This window comes from Winogradskyella maritima (assembly GCF_042650215.1).
GTDB lineage: Bacteria > Bacteroidota > Bacteroidia > Flavobacteriales > Flavobacteriaceae > Winogradskyella > Winogradskyella maritima.
Genome location: NZ_JBHSAT010000004.1, coordinates 26,965 through 42,461 on the forward strand (window position 1 = coordinate 26,965; position 15,497 = coordinate 42,461).

General features: G+C 39.1%; 12 protein-coding genes. 7 read left to right on the forward strand and 5 right to left on the reverse strand.

Annotated elements, in window-relative coordinates; translation table 11 throughout:
- Window positions 1-64: 64 nt before the first annotated feature.
- From ACFOSX_RS01230 to ppk1, 5 genes are all read left to right on the forward strand, one after another.
- Entirely contained in the window at window positions 65-1,603 is a 1,539-nt protein-coding gene (locus ACFOSX_RS01230) for a sensor histidine kinase (protein ID WP_386096209.1), read from the forward strand.
- Entirely contained in the window at window positions 1,596-2,279 is a 684-nt protein-coding gene (locus ACFOSX_RS01235) for a response regulator transcription factor (RefSeq protein WP_386096211.1), read from the forward strand. The genes ACFOSX_RS01230 and ACFOSX_RS01235 overlap by 8 nt, the downstream gene beginning before the upstream one ends.
- Window positions 2,280-2,403: 124 nt before the next feature.
- The gene (locus tag ACFOSX_RS01240) at window positions 2,404-3,192 is read left to right on the forward strand and encodes a hypothetical protein (protein ID WP_386096213.1); all 789 of its coding nucleotides are present in this window, start codon (window positions 2,404-2,406) and stop codon (window positions 3,190-3,192) included.
- Between the two features lie 11 nt (window positions 3,193-3,203).
- A complete protein-coding gene (locus ACFOSX_RS01245; protein ID WP_386096215.1) occupies window positions 3,204-3,818 on the forward strand; it encodes a deoxynucleoside kinase in 615 nt (204 codons plus the stop codon).
- Window positions 3,819-3,904: 86 nt separating this feature from the next.
- A complete protein-coding gene (gene ppk1 / locus ACFOSX_RS01250) occupies window positions 3,905-5,926 on the forward strand; it encodes a polyphosphate kinase 1 (protein WP_386096217.1) in 2,022 nt (673 codons plus the stop codon).
- A gap of 206 nt (window positions 5,927-6,132) precedes the next feature.
- Here ppk1 and ACFOSX_RS01255 read toward each other — a convergent pair whose 3' ends face one another.
- The 3 genes from ACFOSX_RS01255 to ACFOSX_RS01265 form a co-directional block, all read right to left on the reverse strand.
- On the reverse strand, window positions 6,133-7,143 hold the full coding sequence (locus ACFOSX_RS01255) for an App1 family protein (protein ID WP_386096219.1): 1,011 nt from the start codon (window positions 7,141-7,143) through the stop codon (window positions 6,133-6,135).
- Window positions 7,144-7,227: 84 nt separating this feature from the next.
- Entirely contained in the window at window positions 7,228-9,624 is a 2,397-nt protein-coding gene (locus ACFOSX_RS01260) for a sodium-translocating pyrophosphatase (protein ID WP_386096221.1), read from the reverse strand.
- A gap of 186 nt (window positions 9,625-9,810) precedes the next feature.
- The gene (locus tag ACFOSX_RS01265; RefSeq protein ID WP_386096223.1) at window positions 9,811-10,338 is read right to left on the reverse strand and encodes an inorganic diphosphatase; all 528 of its coding nucleotides are present in this window, start codon (window positions 10,336-10,338) and stop codon (window positions 9,811-9,813) included.
- Window positions 10,339-10,613: 275 nt separating this feature from the next.
- Between ACFOSX_RS01265 and ACFOSX_RS01270 the strand changes: the two genes are divergently transcribed.
- Window positions 10,614-10,979 carry a DUF2200 domain-containing protein gene (locus ACFOSX_RS01270; protein ID WP_386096225.1) on the forward strand — a complete coding sequence of 122 codons (366 nt, stop codon included), beginning with the start codon at window positions 10,614-10,616 and terminating at the stop codon, window positions 10,977-10,979.
- On the opposite strand, the gene ACFOSX_RS01275 is transcribed toward ACFOSX_RS01270, so the two are convergent.
- Both ACFOSX_RS01275 and ACFOSX_RS01280 read right to left on the reverse strand, forming a co-directional pair.
- Window positions 10,976-13,474: a DUF5686 and carboxypeptidase-like regulatory domain-containing protein gene (locus ACFOSX_RS01275; RefSeq protein WP_386096227.1), complete on the reverse strand. Its 2,499-nt coding sequence runs from the start codon at window positions 13,472-13,474 to the stop codon at window positions 10,976-10,978. The genes ACFOSX_RS01270 and ACFOSX_RS01275 overlap by 4 nt on opposite strands.
- 99 nt (window positions 13,475-13,573) lie before the next feature.
- A complete protein-coding gene (locus ACFOSX_RS01280) occupies window positions 13,574-14,551 on the reverse strand; it encodes a pyruvate dehydrogenase complex E1 component subunit beta (RefSeq protein WP_386096229.1) in 978 nt (325 codons plus the stop codon).
- A 198-nt stretch (window positions 14,552-14,749) separates the two neighbouring features.
- On the opposite strand from ACFOSX_RS01280, the gene ACFOSX_RS01285 reads away from it, so the two are divergent.
- Entirely contained in the window at window positions 14,750-15,496 is a 747-nt protein-coding gene (locus ACFOSX_RS01285; protein ID WP_386096231.1) for an electron transfer flavoprotein subunit beta/FixA family protein, read from the forward strand.
- The last annotated feature ends 1 nt before the right edge of the window (window position 15,497 follow it).

Here is a 15,497-nt window from a genome sequence, read left to right on the forward strand (position 1 = left end):
TTAACCAGCGTTAACGAGTGTTAACCGATTAGTTTTCTTAGGGTTTATGCGCTAAATTGCACCTATGAACGACAGAAGATACCGTTATATATTGTACATAATCATCGTAGTTATTGTTGCTACTATTGGTATTCAATTCTATTGGAATTACAAGAACTACATTACCAACAAGGAGCAATTGATAAGTGATGTACAAACCAGTTTAGACCGTTCCGTAAACAACTATTTTACCGATTTAGCGGAGCAGACGACCTTGGGATTTCAATTATCTGAGAGCAACCATGAAGATGCCTTTAAAGAAGGTGGACTACTTAGCCAGATTACTAGCCAAATAGACCGCCCAGATGGCTCCTACAATAGATTGGATTCTATTAAGATTGATAATATCCAAGACATAAAAGTATTTACAGGCCTAAAGGCGGACTCCATGAACGAGGCCATCCACAAAGAATATAAACCTATAGGATTTGATTCTTTGAAAACAGAACTAAAAAAATGGAAACGCTTTGGAGATTCCTCGCAAACAACAATAAAGGACTTTGAATTTTTGACTAAATCCATCATGATTAAAGTCACCAATGACACTCTAAACCTCAAAACCGTCGAAGATTTATTGGCTAAGGAATTGGAACGAAAAAATATAAATATTGACTTTTCTCTGGAATATGAAAAAGAGGAATCTAATCGATTTAAGGACGACCTTATTATTGTTGAAGCTGAGGAACGGGATTTGGGCGCTTTAATTTTAAGCACCTATTCTGAATCCTCTATGCTTCCGGATAATTCTGCCATAAAAATTAATTTCAGCAACGAGACTAAAGAGATTTTGCAACGGAGTTCAGCGGGCATCCTGATTTCCACCTTATTGGTACTAGCCATTATCAGCTGTTTATTTTATCTCCTGAAAATCATAAAGGAACAAAAGCAATTGGCCGAAATAAAAAACGACCTTATCAGCAATATCACGCATGAGTTTAAAACGCCAATCGCCACCATTGGTGTGGCTTTGGAAAGCTTGAATAATTTTGACGCCCTCGAAGACAAAACCAAAACCAAAAACTACTTGGATATGTCCGCGGGTCAACTCAGCAAGCTAAACTTAATGGTTGAAAAACTATTGGAAACCGCAACGCTAGATAGCGAACATCTAGAACTGAACAAAGAACAAAGCGATGTTTCTGCCTTGTTGAGCACTATGGTAAATCGCTATGCGGTGCAGTTCCCAGACAAAACTTTTAATCCGACAATTGCAGATAATACATGGCTATTAAATGTTGATGTTTTTCATTTTGAAAATGCTTTAAACAACATCCTCGACAATGCTGTAAAATATGGAGGCGACACCATAAACGTTGATTTTACGCAAAACAAACACGAAACCACTATCGTTATATCGGACAACGGCACCAACCTAAAGCCCGAAAACAAACAGCGTATTTTTGAAAAATTCTACCGAGTCCCTCAAGGCAACACGCATAATGTAAAAGGCTTCGGCATAGGACTGTATTACACAAAATCCATTATTGAAAAACACGGAGGAGCAATAAACCTCAGACTTAAAAATAATTGGACCAGTTTTAAAATCAACTTGCCAAATGTCTGAGAAAATTAACTTGTTATTAGCGGAAGACGAATCTGCCTTGGGCCAAATCATTAAGGAAAGCCTAGAAACCCGAGATTTTAAAGTGACGCTTTGCGAAGATGGCAATAAAGCCTTGGAAGCCTATCAGGCTCACAGACCCGAAATTTTGGTTTTGGATGTTATGATGCCCAAAAAAGACGGTTTTACTTTGGCTAAGGAGATAAGGGAAATTGATGACGACATTCCTATCATCTTTTTGACCGCAAAATCGCAAACCCAAGATGTAGTAGAAGGCTTTTCCATTGGCGGGAACGATTATCTCAAAAAGCCATTCAGCATGGAGGAGCTTATTGTTCGGATTCATAATCTTATCAGTCGTACTGAAACACAAAAGACTTCAGAAGTCCTTACTATTGGAGATTTCACTTTTAATTTTCCTAAACAACAACTTACCTACAAAAACGAAGAAGGCGAGCAACTCACTCATCGCGAAGCGCATCTCTTATTTCATCTCATTAAGAATAAAAATTCGGTTTTGGACCGGTCACTTATCTTAAATAAACTTTGGGGCAATGATGACTTCTTCTCCGCCCGAAGCATGGATGTCTTTATTACCAAACTCCGTAAAAAATTGAAGAAAGATGAGCGTCTTCAAATTTTGAATGTGCGTGGATTTGGGTATAAGTTGACGGATTAGATGTGGGGAGATAAAAATTCACGGAGATACACAGATGAACAACGAGTTGCATACAGGTTACGCATGAGTAAGAGTTCCTTCCCTTCGGGAAGGTTAGGATGGGATTTTACCGTATCTTCGTTATATGTATGGTCGGTTTCAACATATCCTTTCCTTGGTTCTGCTCTGTCTTTCGTTTACTTGTTCAGGCCAGAAAGAAATTTCTAACGCTACTTCAGATGTCGCTCAATTCAAAGCTGAAAAACTATTGGATGTTGACCGTTTTGGCAGTTTCTATTTCAGCATGAAGAACAATACCATCATAAAGAAATCCAGTGACACTTTAATCAAATACGCCAACTTCCAATTAGGGGAAATCGATAGGCTTAACGCCTTTAATCCTTTAAAGCTAAATCTGTTTTATCGAGATTTCAATACGGTGGTTTTGTTGGATAATCGTTTGGCAGAAATCACTAAAATAGATTTCAATCAGGGCGAAGATTTTAAAAACGTGAGCTTGGTCTCTCCTGCTTCAGACAATGCCTTTTGGTTATTTAACCAAGATGAACAACGATTGGAATTATTTGAATACCTCAACCGAAAAACGAAACTCGTCACACAACCTGTAAAGTCTAATGCGCTCGATTTAGTAAGCGATTATAACAGCTGTATTTTACTTACGGAGAACAATATTCATTTTTACAATTACTTCGGCAGTATGCTGAAAAAAATTCCAAATAACGGATACACGGAACTCGCTTACTCCGATGGCATTCTCATCCTAAAAAAGGAAAATCAGTTGTATAGACTCAATTCTGAAACCAACGACATTACTTCCGTTGCGTCGCCCGATTTTTTAATCAATCAATTTTTGGTAACCAACGAAACCTTGTATATTTACAGTCGCGATAAACTTATCGAATACCAACTGTAAAATCACTCTATATGCACGTTGCCATTGCTGGAAACATCGGCGCTGGGAAGACCACGCTTACCAAATTACTCGCTAAACACTACAAATGGGAGGCGCAATTAGAAGACGTTGTTGACAACCCGTATTTAGATGATTTCTACAACCAAATGGAACGTTGGAGTTTTAACCTTCAGGTGTATTTCTTAAACAGTCGGTTTAGGCAAATCAATCAGATTCAGCAGAGTGGCAAGGACATCATTCAAGATAGAACCATCTACGAAGATGCCTTTATTTTCGCACCGAATTTGCATGCTATGGGCTTAATGACCAATCGCGATTTTGAAAACTATTCGTCACTATTCGAATTAATGGAATCCTTCGTTAAAGGCCCAGATTTACTGATTTATTTACGTAGTTCTATTCCTAATTTGGTGAATCAAATCCACAAACGTGGACGCGATTACGAAAATACCATAAGCATTGACTACTTAAGTCGACTCAACGAGCGTTATGAAGCTTGGATTCATGGCTACGACAAAGGAAAATTATTGATTATTGATGTTGACAATTTAGATTTTGTCGACAATCCCGAAGATTTGGGCGGTATCATCAACAGAATCGATGCCGAAATCAACGGACTCTTCTAACTCGCTTTAGGGTTAGCTATTTACAGGTTAAAGCACTTCCCAAACTCAATATTTGTCGTCCTTTGTTTTTACTAAACTAAGAGACCATGGCCTCGTTATATAACACCAAATTCTTTCATCGCGATTTATCGTGGTTGCGTTTTAACCACCGTGTACTTCAAGAAGCGTCGGACAAAACCAACCCTCTTTATGAACGCATCAAATTCTTGGCGATTTTCTCTTCAAATTTAGATGAGTTTTTCAAGGTCAGGGTTTCTGATATCCGCCAGATTAAAGACCTAACCAAACCCTTACGAAAGAAACTGATTACCAAACCAAATGCCGTTTTAAAGGAAATTAAAAAGCAGGTGCATTTGCAACAGGAAGAATTCGGCAACATCTATATCACACAAATCCTTCCAGAATTAAAGGCAAATGGCATCCACCTTATTTCGGTTGAGGACTTTTCGTCGGAACAACAGAAGATTGCCGATGATTATTTCAATTCAAATTTGAAAGCCAATCTAAAGTCAGAAACCTTTAAAAGCGGAAGTAAAACGCCTGTATTTGTTGACAACGAAGGGCTTTATCTCACAGCACAGCTCGATGATGACACGTTTGAAATTGTAGAAATACCACAAAACGAAGACCGCTTTTTTGTCTTTCCGGAAGTGGATGGTCAACACTACATTACATTTATTGACGACATTTTAAAACATAGCCTGAAGCTGAAGCACCAACAAAATACGTTGGATTATTACGAATTTAAATTATCCCGCGACGCTGAGCTTTATATCGAAGATGAATTCTCTGGCAACCTTGCCGAGAAAATAAAAAACTCATTGCAGAAAAGAGATACGGGACAAGCCACGAGATTACTGGTTGATTCTGAAATTCCAGATGTGATTCTCAATAATCTAGAAACCGTGCTGGATGTTACTTCGGCTGATATTATCAAAGGTGGTGCACATCATAACTTTAAAGACTTTTTTGGCTTTCCCAACCCGACAGACAAACAGCTTTCCAATATAAAATTAGAACCGAAACCGCACCCGATGTTGGATGAGTTCAATTCTATGTTTGATGCTATTGACCATAAAGACCAGCTGATTCATTACCCCTATCAGTCATTTGAGCCTATCATAAGATTATTGGAAGAAGCCTCGGAAGACCCAACGGTCACTACAATTAAGATGACCTTATACCGTGTTGCTAAAGAATCCCGCTTAAACGATGCCATTGCCAATGCCTCAAAAAATGGTAAAAATGTCGTAATATTTATTGAAGCCAAAGCCCGATTTGATGAAGAAAACAATCTTAAATGGGGCGAAATTTTTAAACAAAACGGCGCAACGGTCATTTACAGTTATCCAGCCATCAAAGTGCATTCTAAAATTCTCTATATAGAACGAAACGTCAACGGAAAAGAAAAACGTTACTGTTATATCGGCACCGGAAATTTCAATGAAAACACCTCAAAACTCTACACAGATTATGGTTTGATGACAGCCAATAAAAAAATCACGAAAGAATTGAATCGCGTGTTTATGGTTCTGCAAGGCAAACTTATTATTCCTAAAGTGAAGAAATTATTGGTGTCGCCATTTACAGCACGTCATAAATTCAGTATGATGGTAGAGCGAGAAATCGCATTGGTTAACGCCGGAAAGCCTGCGTCAATTATGCTAAAATTGAATAGTCTTGAAGATAAAAAAATGATTGAATTACTCTACAAAGCAAGTAACTCAGGCGTGAAGATTAGATTGTTGGTTCGTAGTATTTGCTGTTTGGTACCAGGCATTAAAAACCAAAGTGAAAATATTGAAGTCATCAGTATCGTCGACCGATTTTTGGAACATGGACGGGTGTATTTGTTCGGAAACGGTGGCGATGAACAACTTTATATTGGCTCGGCCGATTGGATGAAACGCAACCTCAGCCACAGAATTGAAGTTGTAACTCCTGTTTTGGACCCAGATAATTTCAAAATTATTAAAGACTTATTGGAGCTTCAATTTAGAGACAACGTCAAAGCCCGAATCATTGTTGCCGAACAGAACAATGAGTATGTGACTTTGGAAGGGAAAGCGGTTCAATCGCAATTGGAGAGTTATAATTATTTCGAATAGTTTGACACGTGCTTCACGTATAAAAAGACACGTATTTCACTCCCGAAACATCGGGATTCACCAATCTGTCTCTATCAAAATCACACAGAGATACACAGAGACAACACGGAGCTTGCGCAGAGTAAAAGACACAAATTTCGCTTAGAGGCACAGAGCTGAGATATAGATTTCTGCGCCCGAGTAAGAGTTTCTCCCCTTTGGGGAGATTAAGAGGGGCCTATAAATCCGTTGGAGCGTGCATGCTCAATCGCTTCCTCACTAGAATTTACTAATAATGCTGGAGTCGATTTGTAATTCTTCAATAAACCCTGTACGCGTATAATTTTCTTTTTGTGCTTTACACTTCTTAGGTAGATAGCCTTAATACGCCCAGGGTAAGCCTCGGCAATTTCAATGTAGATATCAGGGTCATGCTCGCCAGAATCACCTATAAGGATAAAGGGTAAGTGCGGATAGGTTTCCAATAGGTTAATAATCTCATTTTGTTTTTGCGGTTTTTCGCCTTCTTGTCGCTTTTTAAACATGGTTTTAAAACTTCGCAATAAAATGGGACCCTTCGGAAAATCGTTTTGTTTTAAAAACAACTCTAAATAACGGTAAAGATTCCAAGGGCTATGGCTCACATAAAAAATAGGGTTGGCCTTATCGCCCGTAGAACCACGATGCAAGCGATGGTAAAAATCGGCCGCGCCTTTTAGCGGAATTCTATTTTTAGCATGCCTAAAAACCGTATTAACGACCACCCGCCACTTTAAATACGAAACAACGCCTGTATGTAAAATGGTGTCGTCGATGTCACTAGCCACACCGAATTCAGCATCTGGCGCTGGAATTAACAATTCAGCCGGAAAACGATTTTCATTTTGAATGGTACGCTTAATATTTACATCATCGTACGAAACCTCAAAAGTGACCCAGCCTTCACTATTAGCCAGCTTGTCTAAATCTTCAAACGGCTCATCGACCTTAAAGTAACCCTGGTCATCGGTCATCACTTTAAATATTTTTCCGTTGGATAACTTTACATTAAGCCCAACATTCTTTATCTCATCTGTTTCAAATCGTTTCCAGGTATTAACGATAAGATTGATAAGATTTTTGTCTTCGAGATTAATGGTTTCATCTTCAAGCGCACGTCCTCTCACGTAAAAATGTTTGGCTGTGCCGTAGCTTTGGAATGCTATGATTTGAAGTGGGTCTTTTTTAAAAAGCGCCATGGATTGTATTTAGATTTTGAAGATACTAAAATTCATAAAAAAACCACGCCAATGGCGTGGTTCTATATCCTAATAAGTTAAAAATTAATTCTTTTCAATCTTAACTTTCTCTATAACGGGTTTTGTCGCTTTTGCATCAGTTTCATGCTCTGATTCAAATTTGTCAATCTGAGCTTTAACTTCGCTTTTAGTTCCTGTAAAGGTTTCCTTCTTCTGAACTTCTTCGCCATTGATAGTCGTCGTGTAGACTATAGTTGCTTTGGCCAGGTCCTTAGAATCGACATTCATTTCAACTTTAACCTCATCAGATAATTGGGCAACGCCTTCTTCGGTATGACCGCCTAAGATTGGCGCAATTACCAAACCAACTAAACACGTTAGCTTAATTAAAATATTCATAGAAGGTCCTGATGTATCTTTAAATGGGTCTCCAACCGTATCTCCTGTTACAGCTGCTTTATGAGCGTCTGAACCTTTATATTCCATTTTCCCATCAATTTCAACACCTGCTTCAAACGACTTTTTTGCGTTATCCCATGCACCACCAGCATTATTCTGGAAAATCGCCCACATAACACCACTAACACAAACACCAGCCATATAGCCGCCAAGAGGCTCAGCACCGAATACCATTCCAATAAAGATTGGCGTAATAATAGTTATTAATCCTGGAAGAATCATCTCTTTTAAAGCTGCCTTTGTAGAGATATCAACACACTTGGCGTATTCTGGTGTTCCTGTACCTTCCATAATTCCTGGAATTTCTCGGAACTGACGACGTACTTCCTGTACCATTTCCATAGCTGCTTTTCCAACAGATTGCATTGCCAATGCGGAGAACACCACCGGAATCATGCCACCGACAAATAACATTGCTAAAACGTCGGCTTTAAAAATATTGATACCATCAATTCCTGTAAAGGTGACGTAAGCTGCAAATAAAGCCAATGCTGTTAAGGCCGCAGAGGCGATAGCAAAACCTTTACCAACGGCTGCTGTTGTATTACCAACAGAATCCAAAATATCAGTACGCTCACGGACGTGAGGCTCTAATTCACTCATTTCAGCTACACCGCCTGCATTATCAGCAATCGGCCCGAAAGCATCAATAGCTAATTGCATTGCAGTTGTTGCCATCATTGCTGATGCGGCCAATGCTACACCGTAGAATCCAGCTAAGGCATAAGACCCATAAATCGCAGCTGCAAACAAAATAACAGATAAGAAAGTAGATTTCATACCAACAGCTAAACCAGCAATAATGTTGGTTGCAGCTCCTGTAGAACTATTATGTACTATATCCATTACAGGCTTTTTACCTAAGGAGGTATAGTAGGCCGTTACAATTGAAATTAATGCACCTACAGCCAAACCAATTAAGGTAGATAAGAATACATTCAAGGACGAAACCTCAACATAGCCTTCACCGAAAAACTTCATACTCATGGTTTCTGGCAACATCCAGTCAATAAGGAACCAGCCTGAAATCGCCGTAATAATGATTGATACCCAATTACCCATATCCAATGCTTTCTGAACCTGTGGCTCTTTAGCATCGTTGCTTGAAATACGAACCAATAGTGTTCCTACTATAGACGCAATAATTCCGACACCCGCAATTACCAATGGTAATAAAATAGGCCCCATATTATTGAAGTTATCCGTAAACGCAGTTGTCACAGACATATCTTTTATCAAATAATTTCCGAGTACCATCGCCGCCAAAACAGTAGCTACATACGACCCGAATAAATCAGCACCCATACCTGCAACATCACCCACATTATCACCAACGTTATCTGCAATTGTAGCAGGGTTACGTGGATCATCTTCTGGGATACCAGCTTCTACCTTACCGACTAAATCGGCACCAACATCCGCGGCTTTGGTATAGATACCACCACCAACACGAGCAAATAATGCAATGGATTCAGCGCCAAGCGAGAATCCGGCTAAAGTTTCTAAAACTACAGTCATGTTACCGTAGAAGTCACCTTCACCACCCATAAACTGTCCGAGGAAAAACCAGAACAATAAACTTAGACCTAAAACAGCCAAACCAGCAACACCAAGTCCCATAACCGTACCACCTCCAAAAGACACTTTTAGCGCCTGCGGCAAACTTGTTTTTGCAGCTTCAGCTGTACGCGCATTAGCATCGGTAGCAATTCGCATTCCGACATTCCCAGCCAATGCTGAGAAAAAAGCACCAAGAATAAATGCTGGTACAATCATCCAACTCGTAGAGGCTACTACGGTTGAAATTCCAAATAATGCAGCCGAAGCCAACACTACAAAAATCAATAATAAACGGTATTCTGCACCTAAAAAGGCTAGCGCACCTTCTTTGATGGCTTTGGAAATTTCCTGCATTTTTTCACTTCCTGCAGGTTGTTTTTTAACCCAAGACATTTTGATAAACATAAACAGCAATCCGACGATTGCCAATGCCATAGGCACAAAAATCACATTAGCTTCCATATAAATTAAGTTAGATTAGTTTTTAACGGTCGCTAAAGTAACAAAATCAGCGGGAATAGGAAAGCAATAAAGCAAACGACCACAAGACACGCCCTTATAATATTTTTTAATTTCATGGTAAATTAGAAATTAAATTTGCGTCCTGCAGTCGTTTAGACTAACTAATATGTTATGAGACAGACTTTTTTATATGGTAAAGTCGCCATTAGTTTTGTGGTCGCTATTCTCATAACGCTCCACACATTTGTTTAAAATATCGTAAGCTTCTTTGGCATCACCCCAGCCACCAACATCAACACGTTTCTTTTCTAAGTCCTTATAAACTTGAAAGAAATGCTCAATCTCTTTTTTACGGTGTGGATTTAAATCGCTTAAATCGTTGTAAGAATTCCAAATAGGGTCAGAGACTGGTACACAAACCAATTTCTCATCTGGGCCTTTTTCATCTGCCATATGGAAAACCCCAATAGGCTTTACTTCCATAACACACATTGGAAATGTCGGTTCCGTTCCCATCACCAAAACATCTAGTGGGTCACCGTCCAGGGCCAATGTTTCAGGAATAAAACCGTAATCACCTGGATACATCATTGAAGAAAACAACATACGATCGAATCGGATTTTCTTTAAATCGAAATCATATTCGTACTTGTTTCTACTTCCTTTTGGAATCTCAATTAAAACATCAAAGGTCAATTTTCCTTTTGGACTCATCGTAAATTATATTTTGTTTCACGGCTTTAGCCGTATTTAGTCTTATTTTTTCGGGGTGCAAATGTACGGCAAAAAAGAAGTTCTTAAACCAAAAAAACACAAACAAATTGAAAAATTTTAACGCTATCGATTTCGTACCTAGAGAAACTGAAAATCACTATCTTGATAAGCAGAAAGTTTCTCCTAAACAAAACTTAATTTTCAGTTAGCTTACAGTCATTCTAATTGTGGCTGATTTTTTAAAAATTTAAGAAAGGAAATAAAATCTCAATCAGATGAAAACCACACCAGAACATAACGCCCGAGTCGCCAATATGAAATTCTTTTCTGTCTATCCACATTATGTCACTAAAGTGGAGAAAAAAGGGAGAACCAAGGAAGAGTTACACCGAGTTATTACTTGGCTGACAGGATTCACAGATGCTGACATCCAAGACAAAATTGACCGAAAAGTCACCTTTGAAACTTTTTTTGAAGAAGCTAAACTTCATCCTAATGCAGAACTTATTAAGGGCGTAATTTGTGGCTACAGGATTGAAGAAATAGACAATGAATTAACCCGAAAAGTGCGTTACTTAGATAAGCTTATCGATGAATTGGCTCGTGGTCGAAAAATGGAAAAGATTCTGAGAACGGTTTAGAAACTAAAGCCAAAACTTCCCGTCACACCAAATTTTCTGGCATCGGGATTATCGAGATAATTGCCTCTAAAATTAAAATCGATTCGTAGAATTTTAAAGATGTTGCCTACCCCAAAACTATACTCGTAATAAATCTCGTCATTTGGCGCGACATAAGGTACGCCCGTAGCGTTCAAAGCTTGATTCTCATCAGATATTGAACCCCAAGCACCACGAACACCAACAATGGCACGTAAGTTATACTTCTTTAAAAATGGAATACGACTGAAAATACGTCCGTTGAAATTATGCTCCATGTGCATCGACGTGTAGGTATCGGTCACAAACTCATAAAAGTCGAGCTGAGAAAAGGTATTGTATATTGAAAAATAGGTTTGGTTACCAGGCACAACACTTAAGAGCGCCAAAGGCACTTCCCCAAACGTTTTACCTGCTTCAATGGTAGTTGTCAATCGTCCAAAGCCACCAACTTGCCAAGGTTGAATGTAAGAGAACTGTACTTTGGTATAATCAAAATCCCCATTAAATACGTCCGAATCCCCTAAAGTCACTTGTGCAAACAAATTGGCGAAACCGTCGTTGGCTACTTTCCGTTCTACGCCAAAGCCTGTCATTTTTCGTTTAGGAAAGAACGAGGCCGATAAGGTAGTTTCATACTGCCTAACTTCTGAAGCTATGCCGTTTGGTGCGGTATCATCAAAATAATCCAGACTAAATGTGGGCGATGCCGATTCCAATGTTTTATAAGTACCGCCAGCGCGTAAAATGAAATTCCGCAGAGGTTCTATTTCTATACCAAAGGTTGATAAGTTCACATTGGTCAACTCATTGTTTGGTGCTGTGGTAACCACAGCTGATGAGGCCAAATTTCGACCTAAAACATCCGTAGAGGCTGTTAAACTCGCGCCCATCTGTTCCACATCGCGACGGTTACCTCCAGAGATAATGAGTCGACTCTTCTTATCGAGCAACCATTTGCCTGAAATACCATATTTAAATTTATCGTCCCTAAATCCGTAAGCCAAAAAGCCTTCCAATCGCCATAAATCATTCGGGCCAAAATAAGTTCGGCCACCGCCACGCAATCGTAAGCCTTCCACTTCATTAAATCCGAATACAGAGAACACAGGCCCGACATCCAAATTCAAACTAGGAAATTCAATATAACCTGATGCCAAAATGCTTCCAATGTTGTAGAGGTTCTTAAACTTTTTTACAGTCTTCAGCGTGTCTAACATTCTGTAAACGCCTTTCTCGTCACGGCTTAAGGCTTCCATTCGGTTTTCAGCCCAAAAATCGTCCTCCCGATTGTACACATCCTTATCGTAATTGTAGACTTCTTGTGCGTAGAACTTTTCGTCCTTCGGCTCATCAAACACATAATTGTCATACAAGGTGGTTCGCTTTCCGTAGACACCCCGAGATTTTTCCTTTTTATTCAGTGCGAAATCAGATAACATATAATCACGCTTAATCAAAAAAAGTGAATCGTTAACGACATCAAATTCCTGTTCAATATAAATTTCCTTCACCCAGTTAATATTTGCACTTTTTGATGCCTGAAGGTTAATATCCTTAATCGCATAAGTAGAATCGTTCACCCAAAAGTCCCCTTTAAAAGTCAACTCGTTTTTTCGGCGCGGATAATAAATAATATTGTAGCACCATTTGTTATCGATAAATGCGCTGTCGGACAAGACATAATTATAGGTCTGAACGCCAGTGCGCGACAATGGACTCACAAAACTCTTATCAAAAAACTTGAGATAGTTATCATAGATATCAAAATCGGAATATAGGTCATCCACAAAATCAATAATCACCTGATTGTTGCTGAACCCCGAGTTTTTATTTCCCAATAATTCTTCCTTTTCTTCATTGAGTAGATTATCACCGTAGACCTTGCTCACCGCTTCGTTGATGAAAATCGGTAAATAGGTTTTTCCTGTGATTTTCGAGGTATCCACTTCTTCAAACACAAATTCCATTCCTTTAAACAGACGACTTTTAATCAAGGCGCTGTCGATGGTATTCAAATCGAATTCTACCTTTTCGTATTTATCGTATTTGTATTGTTTAAATTGCTTTAGACCATTCTGGCGTTTGCGGGCCCAAATCTTTTTCAGGATGGCAATGGCTGGGTTTTCAGATGCTTTTTTGGATTGTTTTCCGGTAACAATAACGACTTGGTCTAATGATTCTGTGACTTCCTTTAGGGTGAATGTCAAATCGAAGTTGACACGTTGAGGCAATTCAAACTGAAGCGTTTCATACCCCAAAAAAGAAATGGTAATGGCTTCCCAATTATCATCCGATTCTAAGTAGAAGCGTCCATTTTCATTGGTAATGACTCCAATAGTTGAGCCTTTAAAAATAACATTGGCAAAAGCCACTGGAACGCCATTTTCGTCAGACACCACACCACCAACCTTGGTCTGGGACCAGGCCAAAAGTGAGACAAACGTAAAGTAGATGAGGAGTACTAATTGTTTCATTTATGTGTTTAAGCTCAATTTTATACCAAAAAAACTTCATCACCTAGCTTCAATTCACTAGAGGATGAAGTTTTATTAACGCAGATTTCTGCGGATTATTTATTTATACATCACTTTTTTGACCGCTTTAACGACCTCGTCGCTGTTTGGCAACCATTCTTCCAACAATACTGGAGAATATGGTGCAGGCGTATCGGCTGTGTTTATCTTTACGATCGGTGCGTCTAGGTAATCAAAAGCTTCAGACTGTACCAAATAAGTGATTTCAGTCGCCACGTTACCAAATGGCCAAGCCTCTTCTAATACCACCAAACGATTGGTTTTCTTAACAGATTCTAGAATAATATTTCTATCCATTGGTCTGACAGTTCTCAAATCAATGATTTCGCAAGAAATGCCCTCTTTTTCCAACTCATCCGCCGCTTTGTAGGCTTCCTTAATAATCTTTCCGAAAGAGACAATAGTAACATCGGTACCTTCGCGCTTTATCTCGCCAACACCAATTGGAATTGTGTATTCGCCCTCAGGAACTTCACCTTTATCACCATACATCTGCTCACTTTCCATAAAAATAACTGGATCGTCATCTCTAATGGCTGATTTTAATAATCCTTTGACATCATAGGGATTTGAAGGCACAATAACTTTTAGACCTGGTGTATTGGCAAACCAACTTTCAAAGGCTTGGGAGTGTGTCGCCGCCAACTGACCAGCAGATGCGGTTGGCCCTCTAAACACGATAGGGCATTTAAACTGACCACCAGACATTTGTCTAATCTTGGCCGCGTTATTAATAATTTGGTCAATCCCTACCAATGAGAAGTTAAAGGTCATATATTCCACAATCGGGCGATTTCCCGTCATTGTAGAACCAATAGCTACACCAGCAAAACCAAGCTCGGCAATCGGCGTGTCAATCACACGTTTTGGTCCAAATTCGTCTAACATACCTTTAGATGCCTTGTACGCACCATTATATTCAGCAACCTCCTCACCCATTAAATAAATGCTTTCATCTCTGCGCATTTCTTCGCTCATGGCTTCGGCAATCGCTTCTCTAAATTGAATTGTCTTCATTCCGTTCGTTGTCTTTTTCTAAAGAAAGCCTTGTAAAGGCCTATTAAAATCGAATAGCAAAAATAAGGATAAATGATATAGTTCAGGGAAGTATTAATCTGACTTTATGAAAAATTTATTATGCACGCATAGTAAAAATACGAATTATTATATTTATCTTCGTAACCGCTTAAAATTATACTTAAAAACAATATACATATGAAGATTTTAGTCTGTATTAGTCACGTTCCTGATACAACGTCCAAAATCAATTTCACGGATGATTCTACCAAGTTTGACACCAATGGTGTTCAGTTTGTAATCAATCCCAATGACGAATTTGGTTTAACCCGCGCAATGTGGTTTAAAGAAAAGCAAGGCGCAAGTGTAGATGTTGTAAATGTAGGAGGTCCAGAAACAGAACCAACCTTAAGAAAAGCCTTGGCCATTGGTGCTGATGCTGCAATAAGAGTAAATACACCAGCAACAGATGGTTATGCCGTTGCCGAACAATTAGCCAAAGTAGTCAAGGACGGTGGTTATGATTTGGTCATTGCCGGGAGAGAGTCTATTGATTACAATGGTGCCATGGTACCAGGAATGTTAGCCGCCATGACGGGCGCCAATTTTGTAACTAATTGTATCAGTCTTGACGTCGATGGCACTTCTGCAACTGCAGTACGTGAAATCGATGGCGGTAAGGAAACTGTTTCAACCTCATTACCATTGGTTATTGGTGGACAGAAAGGATTGGTTGAAGAAAGTGACTTAAGAATTCCAAACATGCGTGGGATAATGATGGCACGTAAAAAGCCATTGAATGTTGTTGAGCCTACAGATATAAACGCTGAAACAGCAACAGTAAGCTACGAAAAGCCTGAACCAAAAGGTGCAGTGACTTTAGTTGACGCTGATAATCTCGATGAATTGGTTAATCTGCTTCATACTGAAGCCAAAGTAATTTAAG

Bases quoted from the DNA above. Each gene is read 5' to 3' on its own strand.
- ACFOSX_RS01230 (WP_386096209.1), top strand. From the start codon at position 65: ATGAACGACAGAAGATACCGTTATATATTGTACATAATCATCGTAGTT.
- ACFOSX_RS01235 (WP_386096211.1), top strand. From the start codon at position 1,596: ATGTCTGAGAAAATTAACTTGTTATTAGCGGAAGACGAATCTGCCTTG.
- ACFOSX_RS01240 (WP_386096213.1), top strand. From the start codon at position 2,404: ATGTATGGTCGGTTTCAACATATCCTTTCCTTGGTTCTGCTCTGTCTT.
- ACFOSX_RS01245 (WP_386096215.1), top strand. From the start codon at position 3,204: ATGCACGTTGCCATTGCTGGAAACATCGGCGCTGGGAAGACCACGCTT.
- ppk1 (WP_386096217.1), top strand. From the start codon at position 3,905: ATGGCCTCGTTATATAACACCAAATTCTTTCATCGCGATTTATCGTGG.
- ACFOSX_RS01255 (WP_386096219.1), bottom strand. From the start codon at position 7,143: ATGGCGCTTTTTAAAAAAGACCCACTTCAAATCATAGCATTCCAAAGC.
- ACFOSX_RS01260 (WP_386096221.1), bottom strand. From the start codon at position 9,624: ATGGAAGCTAATGTGATTTTTGTGCCTATGGCATTGGCAATCGTCGGA.
- ACFOSX_RS01265 (WP_386096223.1), bottom strand. From the start codon at position 10,338: ATGAGTCCAAAAGGAAAATTGACCTTTGATGTTTTAATTGAGATTCCA.
- ACFOSX_RS01270 (WP_386096225.1), top strand. From the start codon at position 10,614: ATGAAAACCACACCAGAACATAACGCCCGAGTCGCCAATATGAAATTC.
- ACFOSX_RS01275 (WP_386096227.1), bottom strand. From the start codon at position 13,474: ATGAAACAATTAGTACTCCTCATCTACTTTACGTTTGTCTCACTTTTG.
- ACFOSX_RS01280 (WP_386096229.1), bottom strand. From the start codon at position 14,551: ATGAAGACAATTCAATTTAGAGAAGCGATTGCCGAAGCCATGAGCGAA.
- ACFOSX_RS01285 (WP_386096231.1), top strand. From the start codon at position 14,750: ATGAAGATTTTAGTCTGTATTAGTCACGTTCCTGATACAACGTCCAAA.